General features: G+C 68.1%; 22 protein-coding genes and 1 pseudogene. 7 read left to right on the top strand and 16 right to left on the bottom strand.

Features of this window, described 5'->3' with window-relative positions:
* Positions 1-18: 18 nt before the first annotated feature.
* The 3 genes from ACW5DW_RS03040 to gap form a co-directional block, all read right to left on the bottom strand.
* Positions 19-1,368, bottom strand: a complete 1,350-nt coding sequence (locus tag ACW5DW_RS03040) for a DUF3999 domain-containing protein (protein WP_457017301.1) — start codon at positions 1,366-1,368, stop codon at positions 19-21.
* Complete coding sequence (locus ACW5DW_RS03035) at positions 1,365-4,202, bottom strand: DUF2339 domain-containing protein (protein ID WP_457017300.1); 2,838 nt, start codon at positions 4,200-4,202, stop codon at positions 1,365-1,367. The genes ACW5DW_RS03040 and ACW5DW_RS03035 overlap by 4 nt, the downstream gene beginning before the upstream one ends.
* Before the next feature lie 120 nt (positions 4,203-4,322).
* Positions 4,323-5,324: a type I glyceraldehyde-3-phosphate dehydrogenase gene (gap, locus tag ACW5DW_RS03030; protein WP_457017299.1), complete on the bottom strand. Its 1,002-nt coding sequence runs from the start codon at positions 5,322-5,324 to the stop codon at positions 4,323-4,325.
* Positions 5,325-5,493: 169 nt separating this feature from the next.
* Here gap and ACW5DW_RS03025 point away from each other — a divergent pair, with 169 nt between their 5' ends.
* Positions 5,494-6,132, top strand: a complete 639-nt coding sequence (locus tag ACW5DW_RS03025; RefSeq protein WP_457017298.1) for an OmpW/AlkL family protein — start codon at positions 5,494-5,496, stop codon at positions 6,130-6,132.
* Between the two features lie 145 nt (positions 6,133-6,277).
* Positions 6,278-7,081 (top strand): S1/P1 nuclease, encoded by an 804-nt coding sequence (locus ACW5DW_RS03020; RefSeq protein ID WP_457017297.1) that lies wholly within the window; start codon positions 6,278-6,280, stop codon positions 7,079-7,081.
* 52 nt (positions 7,082-7,133) lie between these two features.
* Here ACW5DW_RS03020 and ACW5DW_RS03015 read toward each other — a convergent pair whose 3' ends face one another.
* The 13 genes from ACW5DW_RS03015 to ACW5DW_RS02955 form a co-directional block, all read right to left on the bottom strand.
* Positions 7,134-7,694 carry a DUF4189 domain-containing protein gene (locus tag ACW5DW_RS03015; protein WP_457017296.1) on the bottom strand — a complete coding sequence of 187 codons (561 nt, stop codon included), beginning with the start codon at positions 7,692-7,694 and terminating at the stop codon, positions 7,134-7,136.
* 53 nt (positions 7,695-7,747) lie between these two features.
* Positions 7,748-8,158 (bottom strand): hypothetical protein, encoded by a 411-nt coding sequence (locus tag ACW5DW_RS03010; RefSeq protein ID WP_457017295.1) that lies wholly within the window; start codon positions 8,156-8,158, stop codon positions 7,748-7,750.
* A 52-nt stretch (positions 8,159-8,210) separates the two neighbouring features.
* On the bottom strand, positions 8,211-9,170 hold the full coding sequence (locus ACW5DW_RS03005) for a type IV secretion system protein (RefSeq protein WP_457017294.1): 960 nt from the start codon (positions 9,168-9,170) through the stop codon (positions 8,211-8,213).
* A 98-nt stretch (positions 9,171-9,268) separates the two neighbouring features.
* Entirely contained in the window at positions 9,269-10,030 is a 762-nt protein-coding gene (locus ACW5DW_RS03000) for a hypothetical protein (protein WP_457017293.1), read from the bottom strand.
* 11 nt (positions 10,031-10,041) lie between these two features.
* Positions 10,042-12,570: a VirB4 family type IV secretion/conjugal transfer ATPase gene (locus ACW5DW_RS02995; protein ID WP_457017292.1), complete on the bottom strand. Its 2,529-nt coding sequence runs from the start codon at positions 12,568-12,570 to the stop codon at positions 10,042-10,044.
* A 5-nt stretch (positions 12,571-12,575) separates the two neighbouring features.
* A complete protein-coding gene (locus ACW5DW_RS02990) occupies positions 12,576-12,893 on the bottom strand; it encodes a type IV secretion system protein VirB3 (RefSeq protein WP_457017291.1) in 318 nt (105 codons plus the stop codon).
* Positions 12,886-13,263 (bottom strand): TrbC/VirB2 family protein, encoded by a 378-nt coding sequence (locus tag ACW5DW_RS02985; protein ID WP_457017290.1) that lies wholly within the window; start codon positions 13,261-13,263, stop codon positions 12,886-12,888. Before ACW5DW_RS02985 ends, ACW5DW_RS02990 begins: the two co-directional genes overlap by 8 nt.
* 64 nt (positions 13,264-13,327) lie before the next feature.
* On the bottom strand, positions 13,328-14,116 hold the full coding sequence (locus ACW5DW_RS02980) for a transglycosylase SLT domain-containing protein (RefSeq protein WP_457018383.1): 789 nt from the start codon (positions 14,114-14,116) through the stop codon (positions 13,328-13,330).
* A 126-nt stretch (positions 14,117-14,242) separates the two neighbouring features.
* Positions 14,243-15,274, bottom strand: coding sequence for a P-type DNA transfer ATPase VirB11 (gene virB11, locus ACW5DW_RS02975; RefSeq protein WP_457017289.1), 1,032 nt, complete (start codon positions 15,272-15,274; stop codon positions 14,243-14,245).
* Complete coding sequence (locus ACW5DW_RS02970; protein ID WP_457017288.1) at positions 15,271-16,482, bottom strand: TrbI/VirB10 family protein; 1,212 nt, start codon at positions 16,480-16,482, stop codon at positions 15,271-15,273. Before ACW5DW_RS02970 ends, virB11 begins: the two co-directional genes overlap by 4 nt.
* A complete protein-coding gene (locus tag ACW5DW_RS02965; protein ID WP_457017287.1) occupies positions 16,482-17,267 on the bottom strand; it encodes a TrbG/VirB9 family P-type conjugative transfer protein in 786 nt (261 codons plus the stop codon). The genes ACW5DW_RS02970 and ACW5DW_RS02965 overlap by 1 nt, the downstream gene beginning before the upstream one ends.
* Complete coding sequence (locus tag ACW5DW_RS02960; protein ID WP_457017286.1) at positions 17,264-18,166, bottom strand: virB8 family protein; 903 nt, start codon at positions 18,164-18,166, stop codon at positions 17,264-17,266. The genes ACW5DW_RS02965 and ACW5DW_RS02960 overlap by 4 nt, the downstream gene beginning before the upstream one ends.
* A 12-nt stretch (positions 18,167-18,178) precedes the next feature.
* A complete protein-coding gene (locus ACW5DW_RS02955) occupies positions 18,179-18,574 on the bottom strand; it encodes a TcpQ domain-containing protein (protein WP_457018382.1) in 396 nt (131 codons plus the stop codon).
* A gap of 408 nt (positions 18,575-18,982) precedes the next feature.
* On the opposite strand from ACW5DW_RS02955, the gene ACW5DW_RS02950 reads away from it, so the two are divergent.
* From ACW5DW_RS02950 to ACW5DW_RS02930, 5 genes and pseudogenes are all read left to right on the top strand, one after another.
* Positions 18,983-19,708, top strand: coding sequence for a hypothetical protein (locus tag ACW5DW_RS02950; RefSeq protein WP_457017285.1), 726 nt, complete (start codon positions 18,983-18,985; stop codon positions 19,706-19,708).
* Positions 19,709-19,748: 40 nt separating this feature from the next.
* Positions 19,749-21,428 (top strand): annotated as a pseudogene (locus tag ACW5DW_RS02945) (type IV secretory system conjugative DNA transfer family protein); the annotation flags it as partial.
* Positions 21,429-21,572: 144 nt separating this feature from the next.
* Positions 21,573-22,388 (top strand): molybdate ABC transporter substrate-binding protein, encoded by an 816-nt coding sequence (gene modA, locus ACW5DW_RS02940; RefSeq protein ID WP_457017284.1) that lies wholly within the window; start codon positions 21,573-21,575, stop codon positions 22,386-22,388.
* Positions 22,389-22,400: 12 nt separating this feature from the next.
* Positions 22,401-23,087 carry a molybdate ABC transporter permease subunit gene (modB, locus tag ACW5DW_RS02935; protein ID WP_457017283.1) on the top strand — a complete coding sequence of 229 codons (687 nt, stop codon included), beginning with the start codon at positions 22,401-22,403 and terminating at the stop codon, positions 23,085-23,087.
* On the top strand, positions 23,087-23,707 hold the full coding sequence (locus ACW5DW_RS02930; RefSeq protein ID WP_457017282.1) for an ATP-binding cassette domain-containing protein: 621 nt from the start codon (positions 23,087-23,089) through the stop codon (positions 23,705-23,707). The genes modB and ACW5DW_RS02930 overlap by 1 nt, the downstream gene beginning before the upstream one ends.
* The last annotated feature ends 50 nt before the right edge of the window (positions 23,708-23,757 follow it).

The following is a 23,757-nucleotide window of genomic DNA, read 5'->3' as shown; positions in this document are numbered from 1 at the left end:
CTGCCACGAACCGCACGATCAGCCGGGCGGCTTGCGCAACAGGCTCGCGGCAAAACCGGCGACCAGCAGCGCGCCGCCGATCAGCAGCGCCCACAGCAGCCAGGTACGCCAGTCGCGCGCCGACGCGGGCACCAGCGCGCGTTCGCCGGCAAGCGGCTGCATGTCCGCCAGCGCCGCGGCGCCGGGCCGCCAGTCCGGCCCCTGCACGCCACGGATCGCCTCCAGCGACTGCGCCACCGGCGCATCCTCGCGCTGCGCTCGTGCACTGCCCGCGACCAGGCGATACGGCGGCGCACCCTGCGCGATGAACACCAGCGCCTCGGGCCGCCAGCCCAGCCGCAGCAGCGGCGCCAGGCCGATGCCTTCGGCGCCGACCAACTTCCATTGCCGGTCCCGCGTGATGCCGGTCAGCGGCTGCGGCGCGGAGCGGTTGGCGCCGCCGCCATTGCCGATCGCGTACGCGACCCAGGGACCGGCGCGCAGCACCCATGACGCGTCGGCGTGTTCGCGGCTGTAGAGGCGCCACTGCCCGGTGCCATTGCCGTCGTACTGCAGGTCGGCGGCCTCGACCGGATAGCGCGCGTCGAGGTCGAAGACCCGTGCCTGCACGCCGCGCTCTTGCACCGGCGTGCCGGCGAGCTCGCGCCACTGCAGCGGCGCGCGCCGGTCGGGTGCGGCCAGTTCGGCGTGCACCGCCTGCAGCCGGGGGGTGCCGTGCCCCTGCGCAGGCAGCAGGCGCAGGTAGCGCGCGCGGGCCGCCACGGGAACGCGGCGCTGCACCAGCCGTTCGCCGCCGCGCGACAGGTCGATCAACTGCGCCTGCGACTGCACCGGCCGCCACTCCCGCAGGTCGTCGCTGGCTTCGATGCGGTAGGCGCGGTCGATGCCCTCTTCGCCTGCGGCCCATTCCAGGTGCAGGGCCTCGATGCTGGCGTCAACTCCGCTCGCATCCACCAGCCAGGCCGCGGGGCCATCGCCCGCCTCGGCGCCGCTGGCGCCTGCCTGCACGCGCAGCACGCTGCCGTCGGCGCCGCGCTCGACCGCCATCGACCAGCCGCCCTGCACATCGGCCGCACGCGGCAGCACGAACCAGCGCACCGGCACGCGCGGCGCCTGGGCGCGAGCGCCATCGCCCGTGCGCATCAGCTGCGCGGGCACCGATGCGCCGTCGGCGTTGAGCACGTCGAGGTCGCGCAGTGCCGGGGAGCGCGCCTGCCGATAGACCGCATCGTCCAGCACGACCGCATGGGCGCCCGCGCGCTCGTCGGCCAGCGTGAGTGGCCACTGCATGGCGTAGTCATCCGCCGGCGCGGCGGACGCGCCGCCGGCCAGCAGCGCCAGCCCGAGGATTGCCCCGAGCCGGCTCATGCCGCCTGCTCCTGCGCCACCGCCATATCGCGCGGCGGTGCCGGAGCGAAGTAGCCCACCAGCGTGCACAGCAGGCCGTAGGCGATGAACGAGCCGATGCCGAGCAGATCGCCCAGGTGCTGGCGATCCACCAGGACGAGCTTGGCCAGCACCACGCCCATCAGCACCGCACCGGCCAGCCACAGCATGCGCTGGCCGCGGCGCGAGCCGGCGATCCAGCCGATCACGCCAAGCAGGCTCCAGACCACGGTGAGGCTGGTCTGCGCCAGCTTGCTCTCCACCAGGCCCGCGTCCCAGGGCACGCCGCCCCAGTGGTGCACGGCACGCAGCGTGACGCTGGTGAGCAAGGTGAAGCCGGCGACCGAGAGCAGCACGACACGCATCGACGCCAGCGCGCGAGGCGCCTGGTCCGACCACAGCCAGCGCGCGAGCAGCACCAGCAGCAGCGTCTGCATCTGTTCGAGCGGATTGAGCAGCGGCAGCCACGGCAACGGATCAGCGCTGCCGGCGGCCAGCAGGCCCGACAGCCACCACAGCCCGAGCAGCGCGAACGCCACCAGCTGCATCGGCAGGCGCAGGGCATCGAACCGCGCGCCCCGGGGCGCGCGCAGCAACCGCCAGCGCCACATCGACACGGCCAGCAGGACAACCCACGGCAACGCGATTGCCACAAGCATCCAGCCTTGCGCCAAGCCCATGTGGTTGGACATCCAGCCGGCGAACAGCGCCAGCACCGACGGCCACGCCAGCCACCATGCGAACTGCGCCCAGTTGCCGATCCAGTCTTCATCGCCGCGCAGGCACAGCAGGCTGCGCACGCCGAACGCTGCGTAGGCAAGCCAGGCCCACAGACCCATGCCCTCGAACGGATGCCCGTGCACCGCGCTCTGCGCCAGCGCGAACGGAATCGCCGAGGCGAGTGCGAGCAAGGTCGTCGCCGCCAGCGCGCGCGCCGGCCGCCAGCGATGCACTTCCGCCGCCAGCCAGCCGGTCAGCGCGGTCGCGGCCAACATCGCGGCCAGTTGCGCATCACGCGCGACAAAGGCCTCGATCTCGTGGAACAGGTTGCCGCCCCACCACGCCAGGCCCCACGCGTAATACATCAGCGCGACAGGCGGTTCGTCGTGGTCGCGGTATGACCAGGCGCTGGCGAAGCCCGCCAGCGCGATCAGCAGTGCGCCCATGAACGCCGGATTGGCCAGCGCCTGCACGTCGGGCGATGCCAGCGCGGACATGCCCAGCGCATACGCCAGCGCCGCCGCCAGCTGCAGGCCCACGCCCGCCAGCTGCGGCAGCAGGCGCTGCTGCTTCAGCCCCAGCCAGGCCAGCGCCGCGCCTTCGAGCGCGAACACGCAGGCGGTGGCGTGCGCCGACAGCGCGAGCGGCACCGACAGCGTTGCGAAGCCGATTGCCAGCAGCGCATGCGCCTGCGCCAGCACCGCGTAGCCCTCGCGACGACGCAGCGCCCATGCCAGCGCCGCGTACACGACCGCCAGCGCCAGTGCACAGAACGCCAGCGGCAACCGGTCGCCATCGAGCAGCGCGGCCTGGAGCGAGAACGCGATGAGCGGCGTGCCGAACAGCAGGCACCCGTCGATCAGGTCGCGCCGTCCCGGCGGCCGGCGACGCGCGTACAGGATCGGCAGCAGCAGGTAGAACACGAAGAACAGCAGCAGGAACGGCTGCGTGCTGGCCTGGTGCGCCGGCGAATACGCCAGCACGCCCCAGGCGATGCCGATGCCCCAGGTGAACACGAAACCCAGCAGGTTGAGCACCCGCCACGACTTCGCCCAGGCGATGGCGAAGATCGCGGCATTGAGCACCGCGTAATAGGAGAACAGCGCAACATGGCTGCCACTGCCGGTGGACAGCCAGATCGGCGCAAGGAAACCGGCGAGGATGCCGAGCACGGCCAGCGTGCGCGAATCCTGCAGCACCGCCAGCACGCCCAGCCCGGCCACCAGCACCACGCTCAGCCCGAACGCCGCGCCTGCAGGCATCAGGCCGTAGAGCTTGAACGCGGCGAACACCACCAGCAGCAGCACGCCGATCGCGCCGCCCTGCAGCGCCAGCGCGAACGCCGGCTTGGCCGTGCGCTGGCGCCAGCCGAACACCAGGCCCGCCATCGCCGCGGCAGCCACGCCGGCCAGGCGCAATTCGACCGGCAGCTGCAGCCAGCCCTGCTCGTTGGCGTACTTGAGCAGCGCGGCCACGCCGGCCAGCAGCACCAGCATGCCGACCTTGACCGGGACGTTGCCGACGGTGAACCAGCGCTTGACCGCGCGCAGCGCGACCTCGGCAAAGTCCGGACGCGCGGGCGGCGGCGGCGCGGCCGGACGAGGCGGCGGCGCAGGCGTTTGCTGCGTTGGGTCGGGGAGCGGTGGCGGAACCGCAGCGGCCTGCGCGCCGGACAGGTCCGCTGCAGCGCTCGCGAGCGGCGACAGGCCCGGCGCGACGCCGGCATTTGAGGGGTCGCGCGCGCCTTCCATCTCGCGCGTGTCGGGCGCAGCGTCCGGCCGCTGCACCGATCCTGGCGCAGCCGTGTTCCAGGTATCGCGGCCGTGTCCGCCGGTTGCGTCAGCTGCCGGACCGCGCGCATCCGACGGCGCCTGCCCGGCCTGCGAAGGTTCGACCTGCGACACCGCCGGCGCGCGCTCGCGGACAGCCTGCGGCGCTGCGACATCCACGCGCGCCGCGCCGTACTTCAGCTCCCCGACTTCGAATTCCAGCTCGCCCACACGCCGCTTCAGGCCGTTGATCGACACCAGCGCAATCACCAGCAGCACCGGTACCGCAAGCACGACCAACACCAGCAGACTCAGGAGACCTTCCATTCCGCCATCCCGTCGAGCGCCGCAAGGGGCGCAGTGGCGGCCACCTTAGCGGGCCGCATCGCCATAAAAGGAAGCCCCGCTGACGCGGGGCTTCGGGTATCGCCTGCGGCTACCGCCGGCTTACTTGCCGGCGACCACGCGCACCATTTCAAGGCACTTGTTGGAATAGCCCCACTCGTTGTCGTACCAGGCCACCAGCTTGACGAAGGTGGGGTCGAGCGCGATGCCGGCGTCGGCGTCGAATACCGAGGTGCAGGTTTCGCCGACGAAATCGGTGGCCACCACCTTGTCCTCGGTGTAGCCGAGGATACCCTTGAGCGCGCCTTCGCTCTGCGCCTTCATCTCGGCCTTGATCTCTTCGTAGCTGGCCGGGTTTTCCAGCTCGACGGTCAGGTCGACCACCGACACGTCGGACGTCGGCACGCGGAAGCTCATGCCGGTCAGCTTCTTGTTGAGCGACGGAATCACCACGCCCACCGCCTTGGCCGCGCCGGTGCTGGAAGGAATGATGTTCTCGAGGATGCCGCGGCCGCCGCGCCAGTCCTTGTTGGACGGACCGTCGACGGTCTTCTGGGTGGCGGTGGCAGCGTGCACGGTGGTCATCAGGCCGCGCTTGATGCCCCACTTGTCGTGCAGCACCTTGGCCAGCGGCGCCAGGCAGTTGGTCGTGCACGAGGCGTTGGAAACAATCGCCTCGCCGTTGTAGGTCTCGTGGTTGACGCCGAAGACAAACATCGGCGTGTCGTCCTTGGACGGCGCCGACAGGATCACCTTCTTCGCGCCGGCATCGACGTGCTTTTGCGCGCTGGCCTTGTCCAGGAACAGGCCGGTGGACTCGATGACGACATCGGCACAGACATCGTCCCACTTCAGGTTGGCCGGGTCGCGCTCCTGGGTCAGGCGGATGCGGTTGCCGTTGACCACCAGGGTGTTGCCATCCACCGACACCTCCCCCTTGAAGCGGCCGTGCACCGAATCGTAGCGCAGCATGTAGGCCAGGTAATCCGGCTCGAGCAGATCGTTGATCGCGACGATCTGGATGTCGTCGAAGTTCTCGACCGCCGAACGCAGCACGTTGCGGCCGATGCGGCCGAACCCGTTGATGCCTACCTTGATCGCCATGGTGCGCGGACTCCTGGACAGGGTTGGAAATGAGGCCCCGATTCTAACAGGCCCACCGGAGCGTTCCGTTGCGCCGGCCGCCGCCAGCTGGTTGCGCTTGCAATGATCCGGATCAAGGTGGCGCGGGCGGGCCGTGGACACACTGGCACCACCCCACACGGAGCACCACATGAAGCGCACGTCCACCCTGCTGCTCGCGGCCCTGGTCGCGGCCGCCGCCCTCCCCGCCGCCGCCCAGTCCAAGGGCGACTGGACCCTCGGCATCGGCGTCCACAACGTCGACCCCAAGTCCGACAACGGCAGCCTCGATGCCACCGCGCTCGGCCTCGGCCCGCTGCCGCCCACCGAGGTCGGCAACAGCGTGCGGCCGACCATCACCGCCGAGTACTTCATCGCCGACAACCTCGGCATCGAGGTGCTGGCCGCCCTGCCGTTCCAGCACGACATCGAAGTGCGCGGCGTCGGCAAGGTGGGCAGCACGAAGCACCTGCCGCCCGTGGTCTCGCTGCAGTACCACTTCGCCAACGCCAGCAAGGCCACCCCGTTCGTGGGCGTGGGCGTGAACTACACCACCTTCTTCAGCGAAGAGACCACCGGCGCCCTGGCCGGAACGGAGCTCAAGCTGGGCAACTCCTGGGGCCTGGCCGGGCACGTGGGCGTGGACTTCGCCATCAGCGAGCGCAGCGCGATCCGCATCGATGCGCGCTGGGCCGACATCGACAGCGACGTCAAGGTGAACGGCATCAAGGTCGGCACCGCCAACATCGACCCGCTGGTCTATGGCGCGGCCTGGGTGATGAAGTTCTGAGCCCGCGGGCGCGGCGCATGCCGCTGCCCGAATGCACGCCCGGCCGGCCACCCGCCGCCCGGGCGTCTTTTTCTTTGCGGTCGCAGCCGTGGCCACGACCTTTGGCCCGGGACCGACGTCCAGCCCGAGAGGTAGAGTGCACCGCATGCGTTTGCCGTCCGCCTCCCTGCTGTTGTTCTGCCTGCTGGCCTGCACCAGCGTCGCCCACGCCTGGAACGGCGCCGGGCACCGCCTGGTCGCCAACCTCGCCGAGCCCCACCTGAGCCCACAGACCCGCGCCGAAGTGCGGCGCTTGCTGGCGCTGGAAGGCGCGTCCAGCATGGTCGACGTGGCCAGCTGGGCCGACGACCTGCGCGGCACCGGCAGCGAGCTCGCCAAGCGTTCATCCAGCTGGCACTTCGTCAACATGGCCGAGGACGGCTGCGCCTTCAACGCTGCGCGCCACTGCCCGGACGGCAACTGCGTGGTCGCCGCCATCCGCGACCAGGCCGCCATCCTGGCCGACCGCGAGCGCCCCGACGCCGAGCGCCTGCAGGCGCTGAAGTTCGTGATCCACTTCGTGGGCGATGCCCACCAACCGATGCACGCCGGCTACGGCCACGACCGCGGCGGCAACCGGCTGCAGGTGCGCGTGCACGGCAAGGGCAGCAACCTGCACGCGCTGTGGGACGGCGACCTGCTCGCGTCTGCCGGCCTGGATGAGGCCGAGTACGCCGCGAAACTGCAGATCACCCCTGACCAGCTGACGCCCGAGGTCGGCCCCTACACGCCATCGGCCCCGGCCGTCTGGGCCGAGCATTCATGCCGGATCGCGACCACGCCCGGCGTGTATCCGGACAGGGCGAAGATCGGCAAGTCCTACCTGGAGCGGCATCGGCCAACGGCCGAGCAGCAGGTGCAGCTGGGAGGCGCCAGGCTGGCGCGCCTGCTCGACGACGTGTTGCGTTGACGGTCGCACGGGGATTGCAGCCGCCCGGACTGTCGTGCGGCCGCTCCCGTCTTCAGTTCCTGTAGAAGCCCTTCGAGCAATTGCTGTAGATGACCTCGCAGGCGCGTCCTTTGTTGGCGTGGCCACAGGTCTCGAGGGCCAGGCTGCTGGCCTCTTCCACGGATGGGGCCACAACGTGGTAGGTCGGCATGACGGGTTCGGTCCCACTCAGTTTTACGATGACGGCACAGCTGTCGCGATAGGTGAAGAACACCTCGCAGCCCTGGCCACCGCCGGATCTGCAGCCCCTCATGGCGCCGCGAGCCGCAGCCTTGGGGGACCGGGTGCTTGTCGAGGTGCCGATGATCGACTGCGAATCATTCCTGGCAAACGCACCCCATCCGGGGCGCCACGTCGGCTTCGGCTTGACGAACCCGATGCTCCACGGGATTCCCCCGCCACCCGGGCCGCAGCGCGCCGAACCTACCGCCACGCCCTGGGGGCACGCCGTCTGCGCCAGCACGGGGCCCCAAGCAGCAACAAGGACAACCGCAAGCAAGACTAGTCTGCGCATCTGGATATCCATGAACCGATATGTCGTTTGAGGCGCGCCCGCGTGCACGTCGGCGGGCATGCCATCGAGCCGGCGTCATTGGAACGCCGGCATGGACGGGACGTGTGCCCTACCTATCTGAAGGGGTTGGCGTTGATCGCCTCCCCCTTCTTGCCGCATGAGGGCGGGTTGGTCATGCCAAAACTCAACATGTTTCCGCCATTGATGATGCAGGTGAACTCTTTTCCATCTGCGGCCTTGAGGTTGGCGTAGGTGTTGGTTCCTTCCGTGCGACGACCAACCAGAGTCAATTCGGCAGGGTCATAGCCCAGGGCTCCTGCGGATTCTGATCTGATCCTCTCGTCGGTGAGGGAGTTGGTGCTCGACGCAAGGGTCGAGCATCCGGCAAGGCCGAATGTCAGCGTGGCGAGACTCCGCACAGGGTGATTCCATTCATCGAAATATTCCTTTGTCTGGTCCGCTGGAAATATGACGCAGGACGGGCGGACCGCACCATCCGCGCCGGGAAGATCAGCTACTCGCACGCACAACTGCTCCAGTCGTCCCTCTGCACGAAGGAGGCCAGATGCAGTCGCGTCAACGCCCTCCCCCCGCCCCAGGGGACCCCGGCTGCCCCGGCGCACCGTACATCGGCTGGTTGAAAGCGCTGTACGGATTGAACTGGCCGAGCGTGCCCTGGAACAGCATGGCCGCCATGGGGGGCGCGCTGACAATCAGCGCGGTCAGGATGAGGCCCAGGCCGCCCTGCTGCATCGCCATCGCGGTGACGCTCTCGCTGCCGACCCCGAAGAACGACGTCACCCAGAACGCCATTCCCACCGCAATCACCATGTCCAAGGCCAGCGTCACCATCACGCTCAGCAGCGCCATGGAAAACAGGGTGCCGATGCCATAGAACAGCCATCGCTGGAACAGTGATCGCGTCTGCTCGAACAGCAGGCACAGGATGAACAGCGGGCCGAGGGCGACGATCAGGCCGATCGCGATCTTGTTCAGCAATAGCGCCGTGGCCGCCATCATGGCGGGGGCGCCCAGTCCGACGGCGGTGAGGGTCAAGGCCCGCTCCTTCTGCGACTGGGTGACGACATTGTCGCGGACGTCCACTGCGTCGATCGCCTCCAGTGCGACCTGCATGATCGCCAGGGTCCGGTCGATGTCGTCGTACGCGCCCCCGGCGTCTTCCTCTCCGGTCATGGTTTCGTTGATCGTGCGGCTCAGGCCATCGGTCAGCGTCTGGTAGATCGAGCCCCAGGACACCGCGACGCCCAGCGCGATCCCGACGATGAAGGTCGCCCTGAGCGAACTGACCACCAGGGCCATCATCGATTCACGCGACTGGCCGGTCACGACCCGGTAGCCCTGCAGCATGATCCACAGCGTCAGCAGGGTGACGCCGAGACCACCCAGCACCCGCATCACCCGCGCACCGAGATTGGGCAGGTACTCGCCAATCAGCTCGTCGTCGAGGAAATCGTTGATCTCGCTGAAGAAGATCATGTTCGGCAGTCCCGCCTGTGCAGGAAGCCAGTCGAACATCGCACTCGCCAATGCCGGGCCAACAACGTCCATTTGCTTTGCCTTCCTGTCCTGTTCCTCGCGCCCGGCCACACGCATGCAGCCGGCGAGCCGGATCGTCAGCGCTCGCGGCTACGTGCCACACCCAGCGCCGCCTTCAAGGTTCCGTACTGGATCGTGGTGTCGAGCAGGCCGGCGATGCCACCTTTGCGGGCCGCGTCGTCGCTGAATGCAGCCTGCCCCAGCCGGACCTGCTCGGTATGCAGTGCCTGCAGCGCCGCGTCGTACGCACCCAGCAGGGTGCTGGCGTTCTGCACGTCCGTGGTCAGCCGCGCCTCGAGCTGCGCGATGTTGTTGTCCACCCGGTCGAGCGCGCCGGGCTGGTCCTCGGGCACGTTCTCGGCCTGACGGCGGATCACGTCCATCTCGCGATCCCGCTCGGACAGGCGACTGAGGATCTTGACCATCACGTTGTACCGGGTGTTCTCGGTCTGCACGATCGCGATGCAGTTCTGGAGCTGCCGCTGCGAGATCTTGGCGATCCTGTGCGGAGCCTTCGGCAGCGCATCGGAGTTCCCGCAAGTCTCTTCGACGAAGTCGTTCAGGCCGCGCTCGGCGAGCGTCTCTCGATAGCCAGCGCCACCCTTGAAGGCCTGGCCCTTCACGTATTTCTGCTCGAGGTCGCGGATCTGGGCCTCGTATTGCTGGATCTGGCGGCGCAGCTGGTCGTACTTCTGCTGGTATTGCGCGATCCATGCGATTTTGTTGGTGATGGTGTGGATCGGATCGGTGACCACGTCCACACCGAGGGCGGCCGTCGACGTCACCAGGCCCACTGTCAGCGCCGCGAGCACCGCCGGGACACGCCCGCCACCCTTCATCCTTGCCCAGCTCATCTCAACTCCTCCTTGATAGTCGGCGGCCGCTGTGGGGCCCTGTCGCCGCCCATGACCCTGCCGGTTTGGTTGTCCCGCACCGTGCTCCCGCCGTTGCCGGAAGCGCCGCTGTCCCGAGCGCCCTTACGTTCCTGCTGGAACCTGGGCAGCCACTGTTCCGGCGTCAGCTCATCCGCGCTGACGCCCCTGTGCCCGGCCTCCTCAGCGAGCACCCGGTGCATGACCGCGATGTTGTCGGTGCTGGCCGAGATCACCGCCAGCGCATCCTCCAATCCGCGAAGGTTGAGCTGGCAGACCGTCGAGACATGACCCTGCTTGACCAGGAAGCTGCGCGAGCGCTCATCGAGGTTCTTGACCACCTGGTACTCGGCCTCGGTGAGCTTGAGTCCCTCGATGTAGTCCTCACGCCCGGCGCCGGGATTGGGCAGCAGGATCAGGGTGGCGGTCTGCTCGACCAGGGCTGCGGAAATGTCGCTGCCCAGTGCATCCTCGGGGCTTTGCGTGGCGAAGATCCCGAAGCCGTTCTGTTTGCGAATGGTCTTCTGCTTGTTCCTGGCGAACTCCTTCAGTTCGCCGCCGCCGGCCAGGATCTTCCAGAACTCGTCCATCACATAGACCAGCGGACGGCCGTCGATCAGCTCCTCGAGGCGGTGCAGCAGATAGCTGACCACCGGCACGCGGACCTCGGCGTTGTCGATGACGTCGGTGTAGTCGAAGCCAATGATGCTGGCGCCGCCAAGTTCGATGACATCGGCCGGATTATCGAACACCCAGCCCAGCGCATTGCCGGCCGTCCACTTGCGCATGCGAGCGAACAGCCCGTCGTCGCCCATGTTGGGCAGGCTCTTCTGGAAATTTGTCATCGAGCGCAGATGCAGCGGCATGTCGAGCATCGCCTCGACTGCCCGATAGATGTCCTCGTCCTCGCGCGCGGTGTAGTGCCCCTTGCCCGCAAGCACCTTGACGAGGTTGCCGAGGAACTGGACGTTGGCATCGGTGCGCTCGCACTGGAACGGATTGAAGCCCGTCGGCTCGCCGTTGGCCAGCGCCAGGTAGTTGCCGCCACAGGCGCGGACGAAGATCTCCGCGCCGCGATCCTTGTCGAAGAAGAAGATCGTGGGCACCGGATCGAACTTCTGCACCTGGCTGAGCAGGAAGTTGATCAACGCGGTCTTGCCGGTACCCGACTTGCCGATCACCATCGTGTTGGCGATCGCCTTCTCGCCCAGCGAGTTCTCGGCCGGATGGGTGGCGTGGAAGTTGAAGTAGTAGGGCTGCCCGTTGGTGGTCTGCAAGGCGGTGACGCAATCGCCCCAGGGATTGTTGCTGCGCTTGCCGATGGCGAAGTTGTGCAGCGGCGAGAGACCCAGAAAATTGAGCGAGCTCACGTTGGCGATTCGGGTCCGGTACTTCCAGTTCCCGGGAAACTGCGAGTAGAACGACGCGCACACCGCCAGATCCTCCTTGGCCGATACGAAGCCGGCGTTGGACAGCTCGGCGCGGGCCGTCGCCAGGTTGCGCGACAGCAACTGCTGGCCCTCCGCGTACAGGGCCATGATGAAGTGGTACTCGCCCAGCACGAAGTTGCCCGACGCCACCTGGTCCATCGCCTGGTCCAGCTCGGCGATCTGGCTGACCGCCTTGTCGCCCGAGGAGATCATCATCCCCTTGGTGCGGTCCAGGACCTTCAGCGCGTCCTGCCGCCCCATGGGGCTGAACGAGTGGGTGATCACGTACTCGAAATCCAGGTACTTCAGCCCGTTGAGCACGCCCGGCCAGGTCGCGTCGGCGTACTCCTTGACGTTGAGGATCGCACCAAACCGGTTCTCGCCCCCGGGGGTGGTGACCACGAAGTCGCCGCTACGCGCGGAGAAGGTATGGCGACTGACAGGCAGGTAGTCGCAGACCGGCGCGCGCAGCACCGGCACCGGCTCGCTGATCCTGTTGAGCAGGTAGCCGAAGAACTCCAGCGTTTCGGAGAACACCACGCCGTTGGCGCCCTCGTACATGCCCAGGCGCACAGGCGCATGGTCCTTGAGCACGGCCTCCAGGTTGCCGGCGAGTTCCAGCAGCTTTGCAACGGCCTGGTCCTGCTCGGCCTGCAGGCGTACGAGGCTCGTCGACCGTTCGACGAAACGTTTCCCGGCGACGACGGGCCGGTAGATCATGGTCAGGTACAGCTCGTTCTGCATGAGCTTCTGTGCAGACAGCGCCTGGTAATACTCGTCCGACAGCTGCTGGTTGAACGCCTGGGCATAGGTGCCCCCCATCCGGATCCGGCCCTTGCGACGCACGTCGTGCACCCAGAACGCCACGTTGACGAAGTCAGGCGCGCGCAGTGTCTGCAGCATCCGGTTGAAGGCGTTGTGGCGGTGCTCGAGGTCCCACTCCTCCCGGCCCACGAACGGCAGCCCGTCCAGCCGCCAGGTCAGCAGGAAATCGCCTCCGGTCGTCTTCACAACGCTGTGGGCGACATGCGATGAAAGCGGAATGAACTCCAAGATGGCGGTGTCTGCGACACGCATGGTGTTCATCCCTTCCCGACCGGGCTTCGCAGGTCCTTGCGATAGCTGTTCTGGGAAAAGGCCCACGCGCCGTCGTGGAGGCCGACGTTGCGCACCTTGCTCCGGAACTGCCATCGGAGGGCCAGCAGGTGGAAGATCATCTCGTCGCGTCTCGCCATCTGGCGCATGACGAAGATCACCACCGGCAGCAGGGCCAGGAAGAACATGTTGAAGTAGAAGGTCATCAGGATGCACGCGCCCGCGCCGATCGCGAATGGCACGTAGGGCACCCCCATGAACATGGCAGGGCGCGTGCAGCCTCGGAAGAGCGGATCCTTATGCATGCTGGAGCAGCAGCTGCCCGATCGCCATCGCCGTAGAGGTCACGTCGTCGGGCAGCAGCATCTTCGCGATCTGGCCGGCCGCGCCGATGAGGAAGCCGCCGATCAGGACCGGCGCGACGTCGCCGATGCGCTTGTGGTTGAAGGCGATCTGGTAGCCGGCGAAGATCACCGCGATGGTGACCACCGCGATCGACGCGACGTTGAGGAGCGAGTTGATGTTGGTGAAGAAGGTCTCGACGCGCCCGCGTGCGCCGGTGCCGTCCTGGGCCAGTGCGAGCACCGGCAGGACAAGCATCGAGACTGCGACCAGGGCGCGGGTCCCGCGGCCGGCGGCCTTGCAGAGAAGACGGTTGTGTGAGGTGTGGTTCATGACGGACTCCAGTGGTGGATTGGGCACTGCGTTTGCTGGTACTGCCACGCGCCGCTGGGCGCGCTTACTGCTGGAACACGAAGGCTGCATCGGCTGACGGCGCTGCCTGCCGGGGTGGCGGCTCAGTCCTCGTCGCGGGCGTCTGCGGATGCGTCGCCGCCTGCATGGGCTGGACGAGGACCGGTGCGTCGTCCTGCCGCGGCACCGCAGGCATCGGCGTGGCATGCACGAGTTCGGGGTTGCTGGGGATGCCTGGATCCAGGGCACCGACCTGCTGGGGCCGCATCGTCTCCGGAACCCGCACGCCTGTCTGGTCTTGCATCCGGCGATGCATCAGCGAGCCTTGACCTGTCGACCTGGAGGACGTCCCTGCGGGAGCGCCCGCGCGACGTTCGAGCACTCGGATTGCAGGCGTGGCAGCTGCCCCTGCCTCCCCGTTCCACGAGGCAAGCACCTTGTGCACGTAGCCGTGGCGGAAGCCGGTGACGAAGTTGCCCGAGTAATAGCAGCTCAGCGCCCTGCCCCAGTCGTCCTTCGCGCGGCGGTAGCAGTCGGCCAGGATCCTCGCGCCGGCACGCAGGTTCGGACAGACGTCGAACGCGTGCTCGTAGGAGTCGAGCCCCTGGCTGGCGAGGTTGTGCCGGTTCACCTGCGCCAGCCCAAGCGAGAAGTTGTAGCCCTCGCGCTCAAGCATGCGTGCGGTGGACACCGCTTCGGGCAGGTTGCGCGGTTGCCGCGCAAGCCGGCCGCCGACCACGCCGATCGCGTACGGGTTGAACGAGGACTCGACGCGGACCACGTGGTGCATCACGTCCACCGGAACGGCCAGCTCCGCGCATCCCATCAGCTCCATGCCGGGCAACATGGCGTCAGCCCCGTCCCGCCACGCCCGGTGTCGCCAGCTTGGCCGTTGGGCTGCCTGCGAATTCCATGCTGATCTGCCTGCGACCGCTTCCCTGGGTCATGACCAATGCTCCTGCTAGGCCCGCATGCGGGCGGGATCGAAATCGATGCCGGTGATGAAACGCCTGCCGGCGTGCGCCTTGATGTGCACGACGATGTCGATGGTCATGCGCAGCAGCCGCTTGATGACCTCGAATTCCAGGCCCGCCCCCTCGGCCGAGGCCTTCACCATCAGCGCCAGTTGGTCCCAGGTCTGGGTGGTGCTGCCGGCGTGGCAGCTGGTGATGGAGCCGGGATGGCCCGAGGCGCAGTTGCGGATGAAATAGAACGATTCGTCGCCACGCAGCTCGGCCAGGATGATGCGGTCCGGCTTCATGCGCAGACAGGCTTCCATGCAGCTGCGGGCGCTGACGTTGGTGATCGACTGTCCGCCCTTGGAGTAAAGCAGGTGGACGACGTTGGGCTGGCGCAGGAAGAGCTCGCGCGCATCCTCGATGGTCACCAGGCGTTCGTCGTCCGGGATGTGGTTGACCAGCGATTTCATGAAGGTGGTCTTGCCGCTGCCGGTCGCGCCGGCGACCACGATGTTCTTGCGGTACTGCACGGCCCTGCGGAAAAACTCCGCGTACTGCCGCTCGCGTTGCAGCGCGAGCAACTCGCGGTCGAGCTCACCGATGTCCTCGGCCTGCTCCAGTATTTCCGCGAAGAAGCCGTCGGACTCGTACTCGTCCAGGCTCTTGCCGAACTTGGCCGGCAGGCGGATGGTGATCGACACCCTGCCGGCATCGCAGGCGGGCGGAATGACGAACTGGGCGCGCTGCCCGGTCGGGAAGGTCAGCGACACCATCGGGTCGGCGTCGGTGATCCGCTGGCCGGTGTTGCTTTCGTTGACCACCGCGGTGCAGAACTGGCGCGCGCGCTCGAAGGTCAGCATGGGCACGTCGTTGCGCCGCCAGCCCTCCCGGGTTTCCAGGTACAGCTCGCCCGGCCGATTGATGCAGATCTCGGTAACGTCGCTGGAATCCATGTGCTGCCCGATCCCCAGCAGGCGGTACTGGTAGTCCAGGAAGTCGTTCGACGCGGCAGCGGGTAGGGCGACTGCACTCATGGCACGGCCTGGCGCAGCACGGACGAGAAGTCGACGTCGCGCGCGACATACACGTTCACGATCGAGCCCTGGTTGATGGTGACGGTCGGCGGGCGAGCCATGTTCCGCTCCAGCGCCATGTTGGCCAGGCGCTCCATGGTGCGCGCGGTGCTGCTCTCGTAGGGGCTCTGCACCACCACGCCGTTTGCGATCGAGGTCTCTTGCGGGCCGTGCTTGGCGCCGGCGTACTTGAAAGCGTCGCTGAGCATGCTGATCAGCAGGGCCGAACCGATCCGCTGGGCCCAGTGGGCGCTGTAGTTTCCCGGGACGCCCGCGGCGCCGAGCATGTCGACGCCGGGACTGCGCATGTTCACGTCCAGCCCGGTGGGGGTGGTGATCCGGTCCCAGACCACGGCCACGCGGTCGCCGACGATGTCCGGCTCGTAGCTCCCCAGGACCTTGGAGCCCCTGGGCAGCAGCAGGCGTCGGCCCGTCACCGAGTACACCGGCTCGGTCACGATGCACGAGGTGTAGCCCGGGAAGTCGGAGATCACCCGCGACTGCAGCACGCAGCGGATGTAGGTGCCACGCAGCAGCAAGGTGTCCGGGTTGTACAGCGGTTTTGCGCCCGCCTCACCCTGCGGGGATTGTTCGATCACGGACGGTGCAGCCGGGTTTCCGGCGGCCATCATCAGGCGCGCGTATTCATCGGGCGGCAGCATCCCCGGCACCCCACCCCCCGCGCCACCGGCACCGGCCACGCCCGCGACATCCATCATCCGTCGCTCCTGCAGCGACAGGCCAGGACGCTCCGCCCATCCGGGCGTAGGCATGGACATCGATGGAGGCGGTGACGACGCGGCGCCCTCATATACCGGCAGGGGCGGCAGTTCTGGCAGTGGGGGTGGCATCGGCCGCTCGGGGGGAAGCTCCGGCAGGTCGCGCGGCGCTGCCGGGATCACCACCTGTTCGCTGCGGGTCCGTGGGCCACGCTCGTCGGCCTGCGACATCGCGCCGCTGAATATCCAGAAGGCCACGCACAGCAGCAGTACCACGATGCCGCCCAGGAAGAGCAGCGCCTTGCGGTTGAGGCGCTGCATCTCCGACGCCTGCAGGTGTGGCGTGCCGGCATCAAGGTCCGGCCTGGCCGGTGCCTGCCGCTCCTGGTATGGATTGGGCGGCGTCCGCTCGCGGGCCGCCTCGTCGTGTTCGTCGTGGGGCGTATGCATCACGGTTCGGGACTCCTGCGCAGCCCGACGGCGCCGTCTCCATGGCGGATGACGAGGTAGGGGTAGGTCCCGTGGACGACGATGGTGTTGCCCTCCACCGTGGAGTTCACGACAAACTCCTCGCCACGTTCGCTGTCGCGGGCGAATACCGCCGGAAAGTTGCCGCTCGGAAAGCGGCTGCGGTCGCCCATCCTGATGTAGGTGAAACGCCGGTCGTCATAGACGGTGGCGGGGATCAGCCACCCAGGATTGCGCTTGCGGTGGGCGTACTCGTAGCCGAAGTGGTATTGGCGATCGGGATGCAGGCGCGTGCTGAGTTCGGTGAGCGGCTCGACGTCTTCTTCCGCAGCTTGCGGCCGGAACGCGGTGTCGCCGGGGTAGCTGAAGCGGATCCTGTACTGCACGCCGGCCGCCTTGGCCTGTTCCAGGCGGCGCCAGTCGGTCGCGACCACCTTCAGTTCAAAGATGTAGGCATGGGCCGCGGTGCGCACCATCAGGTTGGTGTCGACGTCGACGTTCTTCGGCTTGAGGTAGAACACGTTGTCGCGGCGGCTCAGGTCCCAGCCGCCGCTGAAGCCGGTGCTGTAGTCGAGGATCTCCTCGTGCGGGCTGAGTTCGATCTGGGTGGTGATGCCCAGACCCGTGCGCACCGGATACACCTGGTCGGGCCGGTACTCGTACTCCTCGACCACCTGCGCATGCGAGGCCGCTGCGGGAAGCAGCATCACAAGGACGATGTTCGACAGCATCCGGTGCAGGCGCATCATTGCGGACAGGCTCCTCATTCGGCGGTCATCCCGTCCTGGACTGCGGGCGTTGGCGCGGACGGTGCATCGGTGGCCGGCAGTGGCAAGGTCGTGGCGACGTCCGTCGCAGGCGGGGAAGGCGGAAGTGCGGGCGCCGCGGAGGCCGCTGACTCCGACACAGGAACCGGAAACTCCGGCTCCGGCGTCGGCCCCGGCGCGTAATCGTTGTCGACCCGGTAGTTAGTAACGCGGAAGCCGAGCGGGTTGAGCAGGCGATCCTCTTCACCGAGGCGCAGGTCCTGGTCGTATTTGAACTCGAGCGTGGCGATCTTGCTGTCTAGCGGCTCGGCGCGGCCACGGCCCTTGTCGTAGATGCTGCGCTGGAAGCGCACGGTCGCGCCGGTGGGCCGCCGGCCGGCACCGCTGCCGATCAGCACGATGCTCAGGATGCGCACGCGGATCGCACGCGCCGTGCCGTAGATCCGGTTCGGCCGCTCAAGGTTGCTTTCCGAATGCAGCGCGATATAGGCCGGGGCGACGCCGCTGTCGGCCATGGCCAGGGTCGTGCGCCAGTTCTGCTGGCCCACCAGTCCCGAGTCGTAAGCTTCCCGCGAAAGCACGAACCGGGCGACGTTGCTCTTGTTGATCGCCTCCTCGGCAGTGACATCACGGTCGTGGAAATTGCCGACAAGGCGCGCGACGGTGGCGGTTCCCGTGTACGGATCTGCCATCACCAGGTAAGGGACGCGTTCTTTCAACGGCAGGAACACGAAGTAGCCGCCCGCCAGGATCAGCGACATCGCAACCGCACATGACGCGACAATCCAGGCACGACGCTCGCTGCGGCGCATGCGATCTGCCAGGGTCAGCTCGTAGCTGACGCCCTGGTCGATGGCCCTTTCGATCCCGGGCGCGGCGGCATTCCGTTTGCCGAACATGGGCAGGGGTTCCTATCCGTCCCGGCCCGCTGCAGCCGGTGAGTCATCAGGCAATCCCTGGCTGACGACGATTTGCGTGCGGTCCACCAGCACGTGGACGCCGTGGGCGGCATACGCGGACGACAGCGCAGACGCGGCATGCTCCAGGCTGGTGGTGCGGATGCCACCGACTGGCCCGTGCAGGGTGTAATCGTTGGGATGCTGGTAGGACAGCGTCATCCGCGCATCCCGCGCCCAGCGCGACAGCATGGTCTTGAGCGTGCCGTCCGCAGGCGAGGCCTGGAATACATAGGCCTGCTGCAGGGGGATGGGCTGAGGCGTGTCCGCGAACCGGTTCACCGCGCGCCAACGTCCGCCGAAATCCGCAGCCTCCGGCGTGGCGCACGCGGACAGCATTACCGCCGCCATCAGCGCGACGCCGGCGGTGGTCGCGCGCAGCCAGCCGTTGCGGGGGACGGTCACGCGCTGGAGGGAAACGCAGCGACCGGCACCCGGTCTGGCGACGGGGAGCGAACACAAGCTCGCGTACAAACGATGCGCCGGCCCGATATGCGGCACGCGCTGCTGATCGATGACGGACGAACACCGGATACGGGCTCCGGCCCCGGGCGCAAATTCCATTGCATGACGCTCCTTGATCCCCGCGGATACCTGATGGCGCGAATGGCCGGTATCCCACGCCGCTCACTGCAGCGCTTGCGCCGAAACATAATCCCGGTTCCGTAGCCGCGTCAAGCGGCTCGTGCCACGGGCAGGTTTCAGCAGAAACGGTGGCCGACACGCTGGCTGCCGCGTGGAGTCCCGAACGTTGATGGGATGTCTGCACGCGTCACGGCCGCGGAGGCGATCACGCAACTGCGCCATCGTGTGCCGCGAGATACGCGCTCGCGCGGCCCGCGCGCCTCTGGCAAGATGCAGCCGTGCCAGGAAGGCGCGCCGGGGGAAGCACCGATGGAACGGGCAAAGCTGGAGGAATTCGTCGCGAGCGCCGCCCTGCTGGCCGCGCACCTCACGCGACAGTGCGAAGAATCGATTTCCAGTCAGCGCAACGCGGCTGATGACCTGCGTCGTAGCACGGACGCGATTGGACAGCGCGTACTCGGCGCCAACGCCGAACTGCAGCAGCAGGCGAAGATCGCGATCCGCGAGGCGCTGGCCGAAGAGATACCTGCCGCCGCGCGCTCCCTGCGCGATACGGCCATGCAGCTCCAGCAGATGGCAGCACAGCTGCAGCGCGAGCAAGCCTTGACGTCGCTGCGGATGCGCGTGCTCGGCTGGAAGACGATGCTGTCGCTGGCGTTCGCCGCGACGGTGATGGTCGGCGGCAGCGCGTATGCGGCGTGGAAGAACATGCAGCGGGCGGGGCAGGCGCAGGTGCGGGCGGAAGTCATGGAAGCGCTGGCGCAGGTCACGATCACATCCTGCGATGGGCAGCCCTGCCTCAAGCTCGAGGACGGGATTCCCCGCTGGCCGAAGAACGACGAGTACGTGCTGGTGCATCGCACAGCCGCACTCTCCGGCCAGCGCGGCAGCGCGCCCTGAGGGGCTGCAGGCAACCACCACCGGCAACAGGAAGGATCCCGTGACCGACCATCGACATCTCGCTGCCGTGCTGGCCACCGCACTGGCGCTGCTCGCGGGCGCATACCTCTCCGGGTGCCTGGCGTTGCTGTTCCTGGGCCTGGATACCGGCTCGGCGGGCCCGACCACGTGGTTCGCCTACCTGCGCCACCTGGACCATTCGAAGGTCGCGCCCTACGCCTGGCGCATCCGCACCGCCGGCGCGCTCGGCTTCGGCCTGACGACGCTGGCCTGGGCTGCGGTGCTGGTGATGCTGTACAAGCTGCGCAGCCATCGCAACATCCATGGGCGCGCGCGCTTCGCCGGCATGCTGGACCTGGCCGGCAAGGGACTTCTGGCGCACAGGGACGACGGCATCGTCGTCGGCAGCATGAACGGCAAGCTGCTGCGATTGTCCGGGCAGCAATTCGCCATCCTTGCCGCGCCCACGCGCTCGGGCAAGGGTGTTGGCGTGGTCGTGCCCAACCTGCTCGACTATCGCGAATCGGCGGTGGTGCTGGACATCAAGCAGGAGAACTTCGACCTCACCTCCGGCTGGCGAAAGTCGATCGGCCATGAGGTCTACCTGTTCAACCCGTTTGCCGAGGATCGCCGCACGCACCGCTGGAATCCGATGTCGTATGTGTCGACTGACCCGGCGATGCGCGTATCCGATCTGCAAGCCATCGCAGCGATGCTCTATCCCGACAGCGATGATCGCGACCGCTTCTGGATCAGCCAGGCGCGCAATGCCTTCCTCGCCTTCACCCTGTACCTGTTCGAGCGCATGGATCACGACGCGCGCTCGGCAACCGCTGCAGTTTCTGCGACGCCGACTCTGGGCGGCGTGCTGCGCCTGTCCGCTGGCGACGGCGGTGAGCCGCGGCCCTTCCTGCAGCGCCTGTCGGAGGCGCCGTTTCTCGGCCAGCCCGCACGCACCGCGTTTTCCGGGCTGCTCTCGCAGGCCGACGTGACCTTCGCCTCGATCATGGGTTCGTTCCGCGAGCCGCTCAATGCCTGGCTCAATCCGCTGCTCGATGCGGCCACCAGCGCCGACGATTTCCGCCTCGACGACGTGCGCCGCCGGCGCATGACGATCTATGTCGGCATCCAGCCCAACAAGCTCGCGGAAAGCCGGCTGATCGTGAACCTGTTCTTCAGCCAGCTGATCAACGCCAACACCAAGGTGCTGCCGTCGAGCGATCCAACGCTGCGCCACCAGTGCCTGCTGCTGATGGACGAGTTCACTTCGATCGGCAAGGTCGACATCATCTCCAGGGCAGTGGCCTACATGGCCGGCTACAACCTGCGGCTGCTGCCGATCGTGCAGTCGATGGCGCAGCTCGATTCGGTTTACGGCAAGGATCTCTCGCGCACCATCCTCACCAACCACGCCCTGCAGATCGTCTTCGCGCCCCGCGAGCAGCAGGACGCCAACGACTATTCAGAGATGCTCGGCTACACCACCGTGCGGCGTCGCGCGCGCACCCGTGCCCACGGCCAGGGTCGCAGCGTGTCCGACAACGAGGTGCTGGAGCGCCGCGCACTGATGCTGCCGCAGGAACTCAAGGCGATGGGGTCCGAGAAGCAGATTCTGCTCTACGAAGGCCTTGCGCATCCGGTGCTGTGCCGCAAGATCCGCTATTACAAGGACAGCTACTTCACCCGACGTCTGTTGCCAAAGGTAGAGGTGCCGCGACTGCAGGACGCATCTGCGCAGGCCTGGGCAGGCGGACGGTCCGGAGACGGGCCAGTCATGGCATGCGCGGGATCCCCGCAGCCGCCCTTGCCAGCCGCGGCGACGGGGCCGCCGTTATAGTGCGCCTCCCCCTTCCCCGGATGCCGCATGGATCCGAACCGCCCGACCGTGCGCTTTGCCTTCCGCCTGGCTGCCCTGGCCCTGTCTGCCCTGCTGGCCGCCTGCAGCGCAAGCGAAGGGCCAGGACCCGACACTGATGAGCTGCGCCCACTGCAGGTCTTCGCCGCCGCCAGCCTGAAGGAGTCGATGGACGAGGCGGCTGCCGCCTATCGCGCGGCCAATGGCCTGCCGGTGCAGGTGACCTATGCCGGCAGCCCGGCGCTGGCGCGGCAGATCGAGCAGCGCGCGCCGGCCGATGTGTTCGTTTCGGCCGATGGCGAGTGGATGGACTGGCTGGGCGAACGCGGGCTGGTCGATCCGGCCTCGCGCATCGACCTGCTCGGCAACACGCTGGTGCTGGTGGCACCGGCGGCTGGCGATGCGGCGCCGCTCACGCTGGCGCCGGGCACCGACCTGCTGCCGCTGCTGGGCGCGGACGGCCGGCTGGCGCTGGCGCTCACCGGCAGCGTGCCGGCCGGCAAGTACGCGAAAGCCGGGTTCGAATCGTTGGGGCTGTGGCAGACGCTGCAGCCGCGCGTGGCCGAAACCGAGAACGTGCGCGCGGCACTGCTGCTGGTGGCGCGCGGCGAGGCGCCGCTGGGCGTGGTCTACGCCAGCGATGCGCAGGCCGAGCCGCGGGCGAAGGTGCTGGCGACCTTCCCCGAAGGCTCGCACCCGCAGATCGTCTATCCGGCGGCGCGAGTGCAGGCGTCCACCCATGCGCAAGGCGCCGCCTTCGTGCACTGGCTGGCCTCGCCGGAGGCGGCGGCGATCTTCCGCCGCCACGGCTTCAGCACGCGCTGACGGCCCGCCCAGGTGTTCTCGCAGGAAGAAACCACGGCCATCGCGCTGAGCCTGAAGGTGGCGGTGGCCGCCGCGCTGGGCAGCCTGCCGCTGGGCGTGGCCGTGGCCTGGCTGCTGGCGCGGCGGCGCTTCGTGGGCAAGGGGCTGGTCGATGCGCTGGTGCACCTGCCGCTGGTGCTGCCGCCGGTGGTGGTGGGCTATGCGCTGCTGGTGGCGTTTGGGCACGGCGGGCCGCTGGGCCGGCTGCTGTCGGAGCATTTCGGCATCACGCTTGCGTTCCGCTGGACGGGCGCGGCGCTGGCCAGCGCGATCATGGGCTTTCCGCTGATGGTGCGGGCGATCCGGCTGGCGATCGAATCGGTCGACCGCCGGCTCGAGCGCGCCGCCTCCACGCTGGGCGCCAGCCCGCTGCGGGTGTTCTTCACCATCACCCTGCCGCTGGCCTGGCCGGGCCTGGTGGCCGGCATGGTGCTGGCGTTCGCCAAGGCGCTGGGCGAGTTCGGCGCCACCATCACCTTTGTCTCCAGCATCCCGGGCGAAACCCGCACGCTGTCGTCCGAGATCTACGGGCTGATGCAGGTGCCCGGCGGCGAGTCCGGCATCTGGCGGCTGGCGCTGGTGGCCGTCGCCATCTCGCTGGCGGCGCTGCTGGCCTCGGAGTGGCTGGTGCGCCGCGGCCGCCGCGAGGAGCACGACTGATGCTGGACATCGACGTGCTGCTGCGCCGGGGCGGCTTCCAGCGCCAGGTGCGCATCGCCGAGGACGCGCGCGTGCTGGCGCTCACCGGGCCCTCGGGCGCGGGCAAGACCTCGGTGCTCAACGCCATCGCCGGGCTGCAGCGGCCGGTGTCGGGGCGCATCGCGATCGACGGGCGGGTGCTGTTCGACAGCGCCGCGCGCATCGACGTGCCCACCCACCGGCGCCGCATCGGCTACGTGTTCCAGGATGCGCGCCTGTTCCCGCACCGCGACGTGCGCGCCAACCTGCTGTACGGGCGCCATGCGATGCGCGGCGCGACGGCGGCGTTCGAACTGGATGCCGTGGTCGATCTGCTGGGCATCGGTGCGCTGCTGTTGCGGCGGCCCGCCAACCTGTCGGGGGGCGAGGCGCAGCGGGTGGCGATCGGCCGGGCGCTGCTGTCGCAGCCGGCGATCCTGCTGTTCGACGAGCCGCTGTCGGCGCTCGACCAGGCGCGGCGCGAGGAGCTGATTCCCTGGCTGCAGCGAGTGCGCGACGAGGTGCGCCTGCCGATGGTCTACGTGAGCCACACCGAGGACGACGTGCGCCGCATCGCCGAGGCGGTGCACGTGCTGGCTTGAGCGTGCAGCGCTCTGGATTTTCGTCTGGTACGCGTTCGATGCATCATCCC

The organism is Luteimonas sp. A482 (assembly GCF_054072655.1).
This window is presented reverse-complemented; position numbering and strand designations above follow the sequence as displayed.